A 14,364-nucleotide genomic window follows, 5' to 3' on the forward strand; every position below is an offset into this window, starting at 1 on the left:
TTGGAACGATGGTTGTGTCGGCAGGCGCGCGGGCCTTGCCGTAGGTTTATTCCAGAATCGTTGCATTTTGCGGGTTTGTAGCGCAACCGTCACGGACAAAGTAGGTGTTTGCAACTTGTTGGAGCAGGTGGCATCAATCACTACATGAACTTTCCCGAATCAACGGACAAGGCATTGGACGGCTTCCACCCCGCCGTGAGTACCTGGTTCCGCAGTACCTTCCCCTCGGTGACCGGCGCGCAGGCCCAGGCGTGGCCGCTGATCCGGCAGCGCCGCTCGACGCTGATCGCCGCGCCGACCGGTTCGGGCAAGACCCTGACCGCCTTTCTCGCGGTGCTGGACGACCTGGTCCACCAGGGTCTGGCCAATGGCGGCCAATTGCCCGATGAAACCCTGGTGGTCTACGTTTCGCCGCTCAAGGCACTCTCCAACGATATCCAGATCAATCTGCAAAACCCACTGGCAGGCATCACCGAGCACCTCGAGAAACAAGGCCTGCCGCCGTTGGTGATCCGCACCGCCGTGCGCACCGGCGACACCCCGCAAAAAGATCGCGCCCAGATGCGCAAGCGCGCGCCGCATATCCTGGTCACCACCCCGGAATCGCTGTATGTGCTGCTCGGTTCGGACTCGGGCCGACAGATGCTCGCCAGCACGCGCACGGTGATCGTCGATGAAATCCACGCGATTGCCGCCGGCAAGCGTGGCAGTCACTTGGCGCTGAGCCTGGAGCGCCTGCAAGCCTTGTGCGCCGAGCCGCTGACACGCATCGGCCTGTCGGCCACGCAAAAGCCCATCGAAGCGGTCTCGCGGTTTTTGGTCGGCACCGGGCGCGAATGCGCCATCGTCGACATTGGTCACGCCCGCCCGCGCGACCTGGATATCGAAGTGCCACCGGTGCCGCTCTCGGCAGTGATGGCCAATGATGTGTGGGAATTGGTCTATAACCGCCTCGCCGAACTGGCCCGTGACCACCGCACCACCCTGATATTCGTCAACACGCGGCGCCTGGCCGAACGCCTGGCGCGGCACCTGAGCGAGCGCCTGGGCAAGACGGCCGTGGCCGCCCACCATGGCAGCCTGGCCAAGGAAATGCGCCTGGACGCCGAGCAACGCCTCAAGGCCGGTGAGCTGCAAGTGCTGATCGCAACCGCGTCCCTGGAGCTGGGGATTGATATCGGCGATGTGGACCTGGTCTGCCAGATCGGCTCGCCCGGCTCGATCAACGGTTTTCTGCAACGGGTCGGCCGGTCCGGGCATCAGGTCGGCGGCACGCCCAAGGGCCGCCTGTTTGCCACCACCCGCGACGACCTGATCGAATGCGCCGCCCTCCTCGATTGCGTACGCCGTGGCGAACTCGACACCTTGCACATTCCCGTGGCGCCGTTGGACGTGCTGGCCCAGCAGATCATCGCCGAGGTCAGTGCCCGCGAATGGTCGCAAGCGCTCCTGCTGACGCTTATTCGCCGCGCCGCGCCCTATGCAGAGCTGGATGAGCGCCACTACCAGGCGCTGTTGCACATGCTCGCCGATGGCTACAACGGGCGCCAGGGTATCCGCAGCGCTTATCTGCACCGTGACGCCGTGACCCATACCCTGCGCGGCCGCCGTGGTGCCCGGCTCACGGCGGTGACCAGCGGCGGCACCATTCCCGACAACGCCGACTACAGCGTGCTGCTGGAGCCCCAGAGCCTGAACATCGGCAGCGTCAACGAAGACTTCGCGGTGGAAAGCATCGCGGGCGATATCTTCCAGCTGGGCAATACGTCGTACCGCATCCTGCGGGTAGAAGCCGGCAAGGTGCGGGTCGAGGACGCCCACGGCCAGCCGCCGACCATTCCGTTCTGGCTGGGTGAAGCGCCGGGGCGCAGCAATGAGTTGTCGGCGGCGGTGGCCCGTTTGCAGGGGCAGCTGGATCAGCTGCTCAGCGCCAGCCCCGGCGACCTGCTCCCGGCGCAGGCCTGGCTCACCGGCACGCTGGGTTTGAACCGCGCCAGCGCCGAACAAATACTGGATTACCTGGCCCGCGCACGCCTTGCCCTCAGCGCGTTGCCGTCCCAGGATACGTTGATCATGGAGCGGTTTTTCGACGAGTCCGGCGGCACCCAGTTGATCATCCACACGCCCTTTGGCAGCCGCATCAACCGCGCCTGGGGCCTGGCCCTGCGCAAGCGCTTTTGCCGCACCTTCAACTTCGAGTTGCAAGCGGCGGCCAGCGAAAATGCGATCGTGCTGTCGCTGTCCACCAGCCACAGCTTCGCCCTCGATGAAGTGTGGCGTTACCTCAACAGCAATAGCGCTGAGCACCTGCTGATCCAGGCGGTGCTGGATGCACCGCTGTTCGGTGTGCGCTGGCGCTGGAATGCCGGCGTGGCGCTGGCGTTGCCGCGTTATACCGGCGGGCGCAAGGTGGCGCCGCAGATCCAACGCATGAAAAGCGAAGACCTGATCGCCAGTGTGTTTCCCGACCAGATTGCCTGCCTGGAAAACCTCGCCGGCGAACGCGAAGTGCCCGACCATCCGCTGGTGGAACAAACCCTCGACGACTGCCTGCACGAAGCCATGGACAGCGAGGGCTGGCTGGCCCTGCTGCGGCGCATGGAAGCGGGCGACATTCGCATGGTCAGCCGCGACCTGCCCGCGCCCTCGCCGATGGCCGCCGAAATTCTCAGCGCGCGCCCCTACACCTTTCTCGACGACGCGCCGCTGGAAGAACGCCGCACCCAGGCCGTGCTCAACCGCCGCTGGAGCGACCCGCAAAGCACCGACGACCTCGGCGCACTGGATGCCGAGGCCATCGCCGGCGTACGCGAAGAGGCCTGGCCGGCGCCCCAGGGGCCGGATGAAATGCACGAAGCGCTGATGAGCCTGGCCTGCATTGCGAGCCAGGAGGTCACGCCGCAATGGGCCGAGTGGTTGCACACCTTGACCGAGGCCGGACGCGCTTACCCGCTGCCCAACGGCCTGTGGGTGGCCGTGGAACGCTTGAGCTGTTTGCAGGCGATTTACCCGCACACCCTGGCGCTGCTGCCCGGTTTCGATGAGCCGTGGACATTCGATGAGGCGTTGGTGGAAGTGCTGCGCGCCCGCCTGGGCGGTTTCGGCCCGTTGACGCTTGCCGAGATTGCCGCGCCGCTGGCATTGCCCGCCGCCACCGTGGCCCAGGCATTGGCGCGGCTGGAGCAGGAAGGCTATGTGCTGCGCGGGCGCTTCAGCCCCGGCGCCGTTGAGGAGCAATGGTGCGAACGGCACCTGCTGGCGCGTATTCATCGCTACACGGTCAAGCGCCTGCGCCGGGAAATCGAACCGGTGGCGCTGCAGGATTTCATGCGTTTTCTGTTCGACTGGCAGCACCTGTCCGACCACGCGCGTGGCCAAGGCAGCGCGGTGTTGCCGCAAATCGTCGGCCAGTTCGAAGGCTATGCCGCCGCCACCTCGGCGTGGGACAGCGACCTACTCAGCGCGCGGATCAAGGACTACTCGTCAACCTGGCTCGACGACTTGTGCCGCAGCGGTAAACTGGTGTGGACGCGCCTGAGCCACAAGGCCGGCGCCATGGCCTTGCGCAGCACGCCGATCGTGCTGTTGCCGCGCAGCCAGGTGCCGCTGTGGAGCGGGCTGACCGAACAGACGGACAGCACGACGTTGTCGCCCAAGGCGCAAAAAGTCCATTTGGCCCTGCGCGAACAGGGCGCATTGTTTTTCGATGAACTGGTGCACGAAGCCCACCTGCTGCGCAGCGAACTGGAAACCGCGTTGCAGGAGCTGGTCGGTGCGGGCTTGGTCAATGCCGACAGCTTCGCCGGGCTGCGCGCCCTGACCACACCCGCCAGCAAACGCCAGGCGCGCAGCAGCCGGCGTGGGCGCGGCGCGTTTATCGGCGGCATGGACGACGCCGGGCGCTGGGCCTTGATCCGCCGCGCGCCGAGCGACGCCGGTGCGCATTCGGCCGAGACGCTGGAGCATGTGGCGATGACCCTGCTGCGCCGCTATGGCGTGGTGTTCTGGCGCGTGCTGGAGCGCGAGGCGGACTGGCTGCCGAGCTGGCGGGAATTGCTGCGCACTTTCCATCGGCTGGAGGCCCGAGGCGAAATTCGCGGCGGGCGGTTTGTCAGCGGGTTGGCGGGTGAGCAGTTTGCATTGCCGGAGGCTATCCCGTTGCTGCGCGAAGTAAGGCGGCGCCCTCACGACGGTAGCTTGATTGCCGTGTGCGGGGCGGATCCTTTGAATCTGGTGGGTACGCTGTTACCAGGCAATAAAGTGCCGGCGGTGAGTGGCAATCGGATTGTGTATCGGGATGGGGTGCCGGCGGCGGTGATGGTGGGCGGTAAGCAGCAGATTTTAGCGGAGGTGGATCAGCTGGCGGTGCAGGAGAAGTTGGTCAGGCATTGAGTTTGAGGGCCTCATCGGGGGCAAGCCCCCTCCCACAATGGATCGGGTTCACAGATCAAAATGTGGGAGGGGGCTTGCCCCCGATGGCGTCAGCTCAGCCACACCCTCATTGTGAGCGAGGCTGCTCGGTCAGCATCACCGTCTCCGGCTCGTCCACCTGGGCAGTGCGCTTGGGCAACAACACCTGCTGTGGATAAGTCTGCGCGAAATGCACCTCATCGCAGTTATCCACAAGCTTTTTCAGACGCTGGTTGAACGCACGGCTCACCGCATATTGCCCACCCGACACGGTACGGAACTGCGCCGTCAGCACCACGCCGTTGAGGTCCATCTTGTCGACGCCAAACACCTCCAGCGGCCCTTGCAGGTTGTACTTGAGGAACACATCGTCGCGGATCGACTGCCCGGCCTCGCGGATCAGTTCCACGGCTTTGTCCACGTCGGTGTCGTAGGTGAACTGCACTGAGAAGAACGCATAAGCGAACTGCCGCGACTGGTTGGTGACGGCCTTGATCTGCCCGAACGGCACCGAATGCACGAAGCCCTTGCCGTCGCGCAGGCGCAGGGTGCGGATGGTCAGGCCCTCGACGGTGCCGGCATGGCCGGAGTCGAGCACCACCCAGTCGCCGATCGACAAGGTGTCTTCGATGATAATGAACAGGCCGGTGATCACGTCCTGCACCAATTGCTGCGAACCGAAACCGATGGCCAGGCCGACCACACCGGCACCCGCCAGCAGCGGCGCGACGTTGATGCCCAAGTTGGCCATGGTGGTGATCGCACAAATCACCACGAGGATAATCTTCACCGCGTTACGCAGCAGCGGCAGGATGGTTTTCACGCGGGTGCTGGGCTGGCGGCTGGAGCGCTTGTTCACCGGGGGTTTGAGCGCTTCCTGAATCGCGGTATCGAGCACCACCCAAAACAGCCAGGTCATGAGCAGGATCAGGCCGATGCTGCTGAGGGAATCGCTGATCGCTCGGCCCACCGAGTTGCGCTGGGCAAACTCGAACAACGACACGCCCCAGATCCGCCCGAGGATTTCGATAAAGGCGATGGCCATGACGATGCGCAATATCGCGTGCAACAGGCTGAGGAAGCGCTCCTTGTACGCGCTGCTGCGCTGGATCGCCACTTGGCTGCGCGACTTGAACAGGTGTTGCAGCACGGTACTGAGGAACACGGTGCCGATCAGCAGGATCGTGGTGAACAAGGCACAGCGCAGGGCCTTTTGGTTGTCGTCGCCGGCACCGATCAGGTTGATCGCCGAGACCAGCACCATCAACAGAATCGGCCAGTACCAAAGTCCGGAAAATACCCGCAATGACTGTTGCAACGCCGGGTGTTTGAGGCGCTGGGCCAGCGGCCGATTACGAATCAGATGCGCCACCGGACGCCGCAGGCGCACCACCAGCACGCCGAAGATCAGCGTGGCGAACAGGCCGGTAAATACCGCGATGCTGCTGGTGATATTGCCGCCGAACTGGCGGGCGATCTGCGGGCTGGTCAGTGCATCGCTGAGGGCGGCGAGGAAGCCGATCAGAAACAGCGGTTTGGGGCAGTAGTCGCGAATGATCTGCACCGCCGGGCGCTTGTGGCCGAGGTTGAACATGACAATGACGCACAGCAGCATTGAGGTGGAAAAGATGCCGCTACTGGTGGCATAGGCAAAACACAGCGCCAGCGCCCGGCCCACGGAGTTGACTAGAAAGTGGCTGACAGACAGCGTCAACGGCAGGCAGATAACCGCCGGGATGGTGTAAGGCACCACGTACCCCAGCACCGCCAGCAGGCGCGCCCGGCGCTGGAAAAACACCCGCTGGCTCAAGCGCCGGACGATCAGGCGCCCCAGCAGGGTCAGCAGCGCAAAAGCGCCGATCCACACCGCCGAAAGCAACAGAAAATCCCCGGCCACGCTCCACGGCGAGCGCGCGGCCGTCTGGTTGACCAGCCGGCCTACTTCGTTGGCGGCGCGGTCGGCGCGCAGGCGCCATTCGTCGATGAAATTCTGGTTGAGGTCCAGCTTCTGCTGCACATCATCGATGCTGGAGCTGATGGCCCCCAGCAGGCCGCCTTCCACCAGCAATTCCGGCTTGGCCGGGGCTTCGGGCTCAGGCGCGGTGGCCGCGGCATACAGTGCGCCATTGCCGCAGAACAGCAGCGCGCCGAGCAGTAATGCAGTCTTGAAATTCAGCAAAACACCGGGCTCCTTCAGAGGGTCTGTTAGGAACTGACGGGTTTGAGCCGTGATCGTTCCCCTGATTCAACCACCTGCTTCCTACCTTCGCACGCTCGACCGTTTGTAGGAATGTGGAAACTTTCGGTCAAAATTCACAGTCATCCCAAAACGCAGGGCAATCGACCCTACCTCAATGGGAGTAAGCATGGCGGCGATTCATATCGGCATTTCCGGCTGGCGCTACACGCCCTGGCGGGGCGATTTCTACCCCGAAGGCTTGACCCAGAAACGCGAGTTGCAGTTTGCGTCACGCGCCGTCAACGGCATCGAAATCAATGGTTCGTTCTATGCGCTGCAAACGCCCAAGCGCTATGCCGAATGGTATGCCGACACGCCTGAAGGCTTCCTGTTCAGCGTCAAGGCCCCACGCTATATCACGCACATCCTGCGCCTGCGGGATGTGCACAAGCCCATGGCGAATTTCTTCGCCTCCGGGGTACTGGAGTTGAAAGAAAAGCTTGGGCCGATCCTTTGGCAGTTCCCGCCCAGCTTCAAGTTCGACCCGCCCCTGTTCGAAGCCTTCCTCGCCGAACTGCCCACCGACACCCAGCAGGCGGCCGCCCTCGCCCATCAGCATGAGCCACGCCTGAATGGCAAGGCGAGCATGAAGGCCTACGGCAAGCGCCCCATGCGCCATGCCGTGGAAATTCGTCACGCAAGTTTTGCGGTGCCTGAGTTCGTGCAGCTATTGGATAAGTACGGCGTGGCCCTGGTGGTGGCGGACACCGCCGGCAAGTGGCCGTATGCCGAAGACGTTACCGCCAACTTCATGTACCTGCGTTTGCATGGCGACAAACAGTTGTACGCCAGCGGCTATACCGACGAAGCCCTCAAGCGCTGGGGCGACCGCATCGAGCGCTGGCGTCACGGTAAACAGCCCACGGATGCGCACCTGATCGACCCGAAACACAAGCCACGCGCCCGCAAACAGCGCGACGTATTCTGCTTTTTCGACAACGACATCAAGGTGCGCGCACCGTACGATGCCCGCCAATTGCTGCAGCGCTTCGGGCTGGATAAACAGCTGCTGACCGAGCCCGGACGACTGCCCGAGCCGGGGGTGCTGGCATGACCCAGCCTGAGTTGATCCCCACCACGCCCACCACTGCCATCACGCGCTTTACCGTGCTGACGGTCAATATTCACAAGGGCTTCACCGCCTTGAATCGACGCTTCATCCTGCCCGAACTGCGCGAAGCGGTGCGCAGCGTCGGCGCCGACATGGTGTTCCTCCAGGAAATCCACGGCACCCACGAACGCCATCCCCAGCGCTACAGCGACTGGCCGAAGATGCCGCAGTACGAGTTTCTCGCCGACAGCATCTGGCCGCAGTTCGCCTACGGGCGCAACGCGGTCTACCCCCACGGCGACCACGGCAACGCGTTGCTGTCGAAATTCCAGATCATCCGTCACGACAACCTCGACATCTCCCAAAGCGGCCATGAAAACCGTGGCCTGCTGCATTGCGTCCTGCGCCTGCCGGGCAGCGGGCAACAAGTGCATGCGATCTGCATCCACCTGGGCTTGCGTGAGGTGCATCGCCAGCAGCAATTGCGCTTGCTGGAACAGCGCATCAGCGAGATTCCGGCTGACGCGCCGCTGGTGGTCGCCGGCGATTTCAACGACTGGCGCCAGCGCGCCGACCTCAGCCAAAGCGGCCTCAAAGAGGTCTTCGCCGAAACCCTGGGCAAACCTGCGCGCACGTTTCCGGCGCGCCTGCCGCTGTTGCCGCTGGACCGCATTTACGTGCGCAATCTGACTGTGCATAACCCCCGCGTGCTGACCACGCGGCCCTGGTCGCACCTCTCGGACCATGTGCCGCTGTCGGTGGAGATTGAGCTATGAACATTGCTGTAGAACATATCGCCACCGATCAGCCGCCGGATGACGCCAAGGCCCGTGACCTCGATTACGGCTGGCAGAGTGGCAATCAAATCGAACTGCTGGAGAATGGCGAGGCCTACTTCCCCAAGGTGTTCGAGGCCATGCGCGCGGCACAGCGCGAGATTCTGCTGGAGACGTTTATCCTCTTCGAAGACAAGGTCGGCTTTGAGCTCAAAGACATCTTGATCGAGGCGGCGCAGCGCGGGGTAAAGGTGGTTGCCAGCCTTGATGGCTTTGGTTGCGGCGAATTGAGTGTTTCGTTTTTGCGCGAGCTGGCCGAGGCCGGGGTGGCGGTGCAGATGTTCGATCCGGCCTCGAAAACGCTGGGCATTCGCACCAACTGGTTTCGTCGCCTGCACCGCAAAATCGTGGTGGTGGATGCCGCTGTAGCCTTCATCGGCGGCATCAACTTTTCCGCCGACCACCTGGGCGACTTCGGCCCGGAAGCCAAGCAGGATTATGCGGTGCAAATCGTCGGCCCGGCGGTAGCCGACCTGCACCACTTCGCCCTGGCGCAAAGTGGTCGTCAGGTGCGCACCCGGCGTGGCTGGCGGCGGCGCCCGCAACGCCCTGCGCCGTGGGCCACGTCTGAGGAAGACGGCCTGGTGCGCCTGATTTATCGCGACAACGTGCAGCATCGCGATGACATCGAAGAAGCCTATATCCACGCCCTGAGCAAAGCCCGTACACGCGCCGTGATCGCCAACGCGTATTTCTTCCCCGGCTACCGCCTGCTGCGCGAAATCCGCAACGCCGCGCGCCGTGGCGTACACGTCCAACTGATCATGCAGGGCCAGCCGGATGTGCTGCTCGCCAAGCTGGCGGCGCGCATGCTCTATGACTATCTGCTCAAGGATGGCGTGGTGATTCATGAATACTGCCAGCGCCCGCTGCACGGCAAGGTCGCCTTGGTGGACGATGACTGGAGCACCGTGGGCTCAAGCAACCTGGACCCGTTGAGCCTGGCACTGAACCTGGAAGCCAATGTGCTGATTCGTGATCGGGCCTTCAATCAGCAGTTGTACGAGAGCCTGGAAGCACTCGCCAGAAACCACTGCCAGACCATGCCGGAGAAGCGCAAACCTCGCCTGTGGTTGTGGCGCCTGACCGTGGGTTTCCTGGTGTTTCATGTAATGCGTCATTTCCCGGTCCTGACCGGCTGGCTGCCGGCGCACAAACCGCGTTTGAAACCCATTGAGAGTCCGGCCCATGACGTCTGAAAAAAAAGGCTCACGGTTCCAGCGCTGGAAGAAACCCCTGACCATTGCGTTCTTCCTGCTGCTGATCGTGCTGTTCACCCTGCTTGCCCGGCGCATCGACTGGAGCGAAGTGCTGCAGACCCTGAGCGAATTCAAAGTGCGCACCTTGCTGATCGCCAGCGCGCTCACCGTGTGCAGCTTTATCGTCTACGCCTGCTTTGACTTGATTGGCCGCACCTACATTCGCCAGCCGTTGCGCTGGAAGCAGATCCTGCCGGTGGGGATCATCAGCTACGCGTTCAACCTCAACCTGAGCGCGTGGGTGGGCGGCATCGCGATGCGTTATCGCCTGTACTCGCGCCTGGGGGTGAGCACCAGCAACATCGCCAAGATCCTGGGACTGAGCTTGGCGACTAACTGGTTCGGCTATATGGCGATCTCGGGGGTGATTTTCAGCAGCGGCCTGGTCACCATGCCGCCGGGCTGGAAGGTCAGCACCACGGCCTTGCAAGGCATCGGCGCACTGCTGGTGCTGGCCAGCCTGGGCTACCTGGCCGCCTGCCGGTTTTCGAAAAAACGCGCATGGACGATTCGCGGCATGGAAATCAACCTGCCGTCGCTGCGCATGGCGTGTTTGCAATTGATGTTGGGCGCGTTGAACTGGGCGCTGATGGCGGCGGTGATTTTCACACTGTTGCCGTCGAAACTGGACTATCCGCTGGTGCTGGGAGTGCTGCTGATCAGCGCGATTGCCGGGGTGCTCACGCATATTCCGGCGGGGCTTGGCGTGCTCGAAGCGGTATTCATTGGGCTGTTGCAGCATGAGGCGTCACGCGGGAGTTTGCTGGCCGGGTTGATTGCTTATCGGGCGATCTATTTTATTTGCCCGCTGCTGATCGCACTGGTGATGTATTTGGGTGTGGAAGCGAAGGCCAAGGCGTTGCGGGTCAAGAAGACAGCCTGATACGAAGTTGAAACAGACAGACTGATCGTCCCCACGCCGCGTGGGCATGCAGGCCGGGACGCTCTGCGTCACCCGTGCGCATTAGCTTGGCTGGACGCGGAGCGTCCCGGGAGGCATTCCCACGCAGAGCGTGGGAACGATCTACGTCACTGGCTTATTGCGACTGAATGATGCTCAACCGCTCGCCCACCACCATCTCGGTGATCCAGTCCACCAGGATCGAGGTGTAGGCCTGCTGCGACACCGGATCGCTCAATGAATGGTCGGCGCCGTCGATGATGCGGTGGGTCAGGGAATGGGTTTGCTGGCACGCTGCGCGGTAACTCATGATGGTGGCGTGGGGCACGTGGTCGTCGGTTTCCGATTCGACGATCAGCACATCGCCGGTAAATTGCGCGCAGGCGTGCAAGGCACGGTTGGTTTCGGCACGCACCAGGGTGCTGCGGTAATCCATCAGGTCGGCTTTATCCAGGTCACGCTTGGGCTTGAGCCATTCCTGGTCGCGGTACAGCGCCGGCACACGCAACGCCAGCCAGCGCACCGGGCGCAATGAGGTGAGGATGGCGGCCAGGTAGCCACCGTAGCTGGTGCCCACCACCGCCACCGCCGAAGTGTCGATCGCCGGGTGGGACAGCAGGCGGTCATAGGCGGCCAGCAGGTCGCGCAGGTTATCTTCACGGGTCACGCGGGACAGCGGGATCCCGGTGCCGGCGTGGCCGCGCAGGTCGAAGGTCAGGCACACGCAACCGAGCCCCGCGATGCCTTTGGCCCGTTCCAGGTCGCGCTCCTGGCTCCCGCCCCAACCGTGCACGAACAAAACGCCCGGCACTTTGGATTTGGGGCTCAGGAAGGTCCCGCTCATCTGTTCGTCGTCTATATCGATCGCAATGCTCTCGCTTCTAGCCGTCATAAGCCTCAACCGTCACGTATTTGAGTAAAAAATCGCTGTTTTCAGCCGGGCCTCGGTACACCTCAATGGCATCCGCCGGCAGCGCCTGGTCCACGTAGGTTTCCACCGAGGCCACACGGATCGCCGTAAGGCTCGGGTTGTTGATAAAGCTCTGCAGCGCCGCGACTTCCGCGCTGCTGGCCCCGCCCATGCGCCAGGATTGCTCGAGCACGCCACTGCGGCGCTGGCCGTCGCTGTCCAGGCCCTGGGCGATGTCGTAGTTGCGCCGCGAGGCGTAGAAGCCCGGGTAGGCTTCGCCGGCAGCACTGTCGAAGACCTGCGCTTGCCTGACGGCTTCACGTACATCGTCGGGCAGGTCCAGCCTGAGCAGGTCGTCGTAGCCACCGGGCACCACCAGCAATCTGGAGCCGCCGTAGACGTCTTCCCCCTGCCCGTCCTGGGTCAGGTATTGCTCGCCGCAGTAGCTCAGCACCTGATCGCCAATAAAGCTCTGGCCCACACTGTGAGTGACCACGTCGTGCAGGTCTTGTTCCAGCACCACGCCGGCGTCGAACATCCCCGCCGCTTCGGGACGCGCTAATAAGGCGTCGAATTCGTCGAAGCTGCGAATGACTTGCTGGCCGCGCCCAGCGCAGGCGTTCACCGGTTTCAAGCGAATCGGCCCGCTGTAGAGCAAGCGCGTGGCGGCCGGCCGTGCATCCTCCACAGCGAAGACACTCAAGCCATCGAGTACCACATCGCGCACCCGCTCACTGAACAAAGGCGACCAGCCCTCCGGCGCCTTGGCTTCAGGGCCCAGCAGGCCATGACTGATCGCTTTGGTGCAAATGAACCCGTGATCGACATAACCGCCCCACAGGTCTTGCGGGCCTTTGATATTGAGCGCGCGGGCTTGGGCCGCCCCCACCAGGGTTTGTGTGGGAAGCAGGTACAGGTCGCGGCCGGCATGCTTCTGTGGATCGTAGCTGCCGCCGAACTTGAGCCCCAGTATCTGCGCCAGCCAGCGCGCCAGGGCGCGGTTGGTATCGACTTCGTGTTGGGGTGCGCCAGCGCGTGTCGAGTGAGCGACTACCCATTTTTTCGGTGAAATTGGGGTCATGCGTCCCCCTTGGCATTCGGCCATGTGTGTAGGGGAAGCGTAGCAGGGATCAGGCCAATATCTGGCGGAGGAGGATCGTTTGAAAATCAATCAGTTGGGGTAAACGCAATAGCAGTTAGCCTGCGCCATTCTGCACGACGCGGCTGCGGGCACGCGGCGTTCTGCACGATTCACATGAATCGCACCCGATATCCGGCGACGGCGCCAGCTAAGATACTGGGCCTATCAACCCATCACGAGGCAATCTACATGGCCAAGCAAGCACTCATCCTGATCGATATCCAGAACGACTACTTCCCCCAGGGCAAGTGGCCGCTTGATGGTGTGGAGGCCGCCGCGGACAACGCTGCGCGAGTGCTGCAGGCCTTTCGTCAGGCCGGGGAGGCCGTGATTCACGTTCGTCACGAGTTCGAAGGCGATGACGCGCCGTTCTTCACGCCGGGCTCAGAAGGTGCTCATCTGCATGCCAAAGTGCTGAACCAGGGCAATGAGCCGGTGGTGCTCAAGCATTTTGTGAATGCTTTTCGCCAGACCAACCTGCGCGAGTTGCTGGAACAGCGCAGCATCACCGACGTGGTTGTGGCCGGCAGCATGAGCCATATGTGCATCGATGCGGTGGTGCGGGCAGCAGCGGACTTGGGCTACAAGGTCACGGTGATCCACGATGCGTGCGCGACCCGCGACCAGGAATTCAATGGGCAGGTGATTCCCGCCGCCCAGGTGCATGGTGCATACATGGCGTCGCTGGCCTTCGGGTATGCGGGCGTGGTGTCGACAAATGACTATCTGAAGGCCCAAGCGGCGGTGGCTTGACCGCCGCTGAGTAACCTTAGCGCGTGGCGATGATGAACAGGCGCGGGAATGGCAGCAACACGGTGCCGTCGCTCAGGGCTGGGTAAGCCTGGCTAATCCGCGCCTGGTACTCCTGCAGGAACGCAGCTTGTTCGCCATCGTTCAGGGGGGCCAGGAAGGGTCGTAGCGCTGAAGCCTTGAACCACTCCACCACGGCCGCGTGGTCTGCCAGCGGGTGTTGGTAGGTGGTGCGCCATACATCGACGGTAGTGCAGTACCGACTCAGCAGCTCGTAGTAATAGCTCGGCGAATGCCGCTCGTTATGCCTGACCGCGCCTATCTTTGCTGCCCATGGCCCCTGCGCCGCGACTTCGCGGGCGAGCCGGTGGGCAGGCTCGTCGAGGTTGTCCGGCGTCTGTATCGCCAGCGTGCCGCCGGGTGTCAGTTGGTGCACCAAGTGTGGGTAGAGCGTGGCGTGGTCAGGCAACCATTGCAGGGACGCGTTGGCGAGAATCACGTCGAACTGCTGCGCCGGGGTCCAGGCGCCGATATCCGCCAATTCGAAGCTGAGCGTCGGCAAGCGTTTGCGCGCGTCGATCAACATGTCGTCGGAGCTGTCCATGCCGGTGATGTGCGCATGGGGAAAGCGCTCGGCCAGCACCTGGGTAGAATTGCCGGGGCCACAGCCCAAATCGACGGCTGTGCCCACGTTGGTATTGGGAATCGCCGCCACCAGGTCGCGGACGGGGCGCGTGCGTTGCTGCTCGAACATCGTGTATTGCTTGGCGGACCAGGTCATCACAGTTCTCCTTCGTTGGCGGTCAAGCATGCCCCATAAAAAACCCCCGATGCCAGGGGCTATCGGGGGTTTTGGGGGTTCTGGGT

General features: G+C 63.0%; 10 protein-coding genes. 6 read left to right on the plus strand and 4 right to left on the minus strand.

Features of this window, described 5'->3' with window-relative positions; translation table 11 throughout:
• Nucleotides 1-144: 144 nt before the first annotated feature.
• Nucleotides 145-4,392, plus strand: a complete 4,248-nt coding sequence (locus C4J92_RS23580) for a DEAD/DEAH box helicase (protein WP_124405413.1) — start codon at nt 145-147, stop codon at nt 4,390-4,392.
• A 106-nt stretch (nt 4,393-4,498) separates the two neighbouring features.
• Here C4J92_RS23580 and C4J92_RS23585 read toward each other — a convergent pair whose 3' ends face one another.
• Complete coding sequence (locus C4J92_RS23585; RefSeq protein ID WP_124405414.1) at nt 4,499-6,589, minus strand: mechanosensitive ion channel family protein; 2,091 nt, start codon at nt 6,587-6,589, stop codon at nt 4,499-4,501.
• Nucleotides 6,590-6,776: 187 nt separating this feature from the next.
• Between C4J92_RS23585 and C4J92_RS23590 the strand changes: the two genes are divergently transcribed.
• From C4J92_RS23590 to C4J92_RS23605, 4 genes are read left to right on the plus strand one after another with little or no spacing between them, the layout of a single operon-like run.
• Nucleotides 6,777-7,703 carry a DUF72 domain-containing protein gene (locus C4J92_RS23590; RefSeq protein ID WP_124405415.1) on the plus strand — a complete coding sequence of 309 codons (927 nt, stop codon included), beginning with the start codon at nt 6,777-6,779 and terminating at the stop codon, nt 7,701-7,703.
• Nucleotides 7,700-8,476, plus strand: coding sequence for an endonuclease/exonuclease/phosphatase family protein (locus C4J92_RS23595; RefSeq protein WP_124368523.1), 777 nt, complete (start codon nt 7,700-7,702; stop codon nt 8,474-8,476). The genes C4J92_RS23590 and C4J92_RS23595 overlap by 4 nt, the downstream gene beginning before the upstream one ends.
• Entirely contained in the window at nt 8,473-9,735 is a 1,263-nt protein-coding gene (clsB, locus tag C4J92_RS23600; RefSeq protein WP_124405416.1) for a cardiolipin synthase ClsB, read from the plus strand. Before C4J92_RS23595 ends, clsB begins: the two co-directional genes overlap by 4 nt.
• Nucleotides 9,725-10,678 carry a lysylphosphatidylglycerol synthase domain-containing protein gene (locus tag C4J92_RS23605; protein ID WP_124364606.1) on the plus strand — a complete coding sequence of 318 codons (954 nt, stop codon included), beginning with the start codon at nt 9,725-9,727 and terminating at the stop codon, nt 10,676-10,678. Before clsB ends, C4J92_RS23605 begins: the two co-directional genes overlap by 11 nt.
• A gap of 154 nt (nt 10,679-10,832) precedes the next feature.
• Here the strand turns inward: C4J92_RS23605 and C4J92_RS23610 are convergent, their stop codons facing one another.
• On the minus strand, nt 10,833-11,588 hold the full coding sequence (locus C4J92_RS23610) for a S9 family peptidase (RefSeq protein WP_124364607.1): 756 nt from the start codon (nt 11,586-11,588) through the stop codon (nt 10,833-10,835).
• Nucleotides 11,578-12,687 (minus strand): DUF3182 family protein, encoded by a 1,110-nt coding sequence (locus C4J92_RS23615; protein WP_124405417.1) that lies wholly within the window; start codon nt 12,685-12,687, stop codon nt 11,578-11,580. Before C4J92_RS23615 ends, C4J92_RS23610 begins: the two co-directional genes overlap by 11 nt.
• A gap of 249 nt (nt 12,688-12,936) precedes the next feature.
• Between C4J92_RS23615 and C4J92_RS23620 the strand changes: the two genes are divergently transcribed.
• Entirely contained in the window at nt 12,937-13,500 is a 564-nt protein-coding gene (locus C4J92_RS23620; protein ID WP_124405418.1) for a cysteine hydrolase family protein, read from the plus strand.
• A gap of 16 nt (nt 13,501-13,516) precedes the next feature.
• Here the strand turns inward: C4J92_RS23620 and tam are convergent, their stop codons facing one another.
• Nucleotides 13,517-14,278 (minus strand): trans-aconitate 2-methyltransferase, encoded by a 762-nt coding sequence (gene tam, locus C4J92_RS23625; RefSeq protein ID WP_124405419.1) that lies wholly within the window; start codon nt 14,276-14,278, stop codon nt 13,517-13,519.
• Nucleotides 14,279-14,364 lie beyond the last annotated feature (86 nt).

The sequence above is a fragment of the Pseudomonas sp. R3-18-08 genome (assembly GCF_003852065.1).
In the GTDB taxonomy this organism is placed as follows: domain Bacteria; phylum Pseudomonadota; class Gammaproteobacteria; order Pseudomonadales; family Pseudomonadaceae; genus Aquipseudomonas.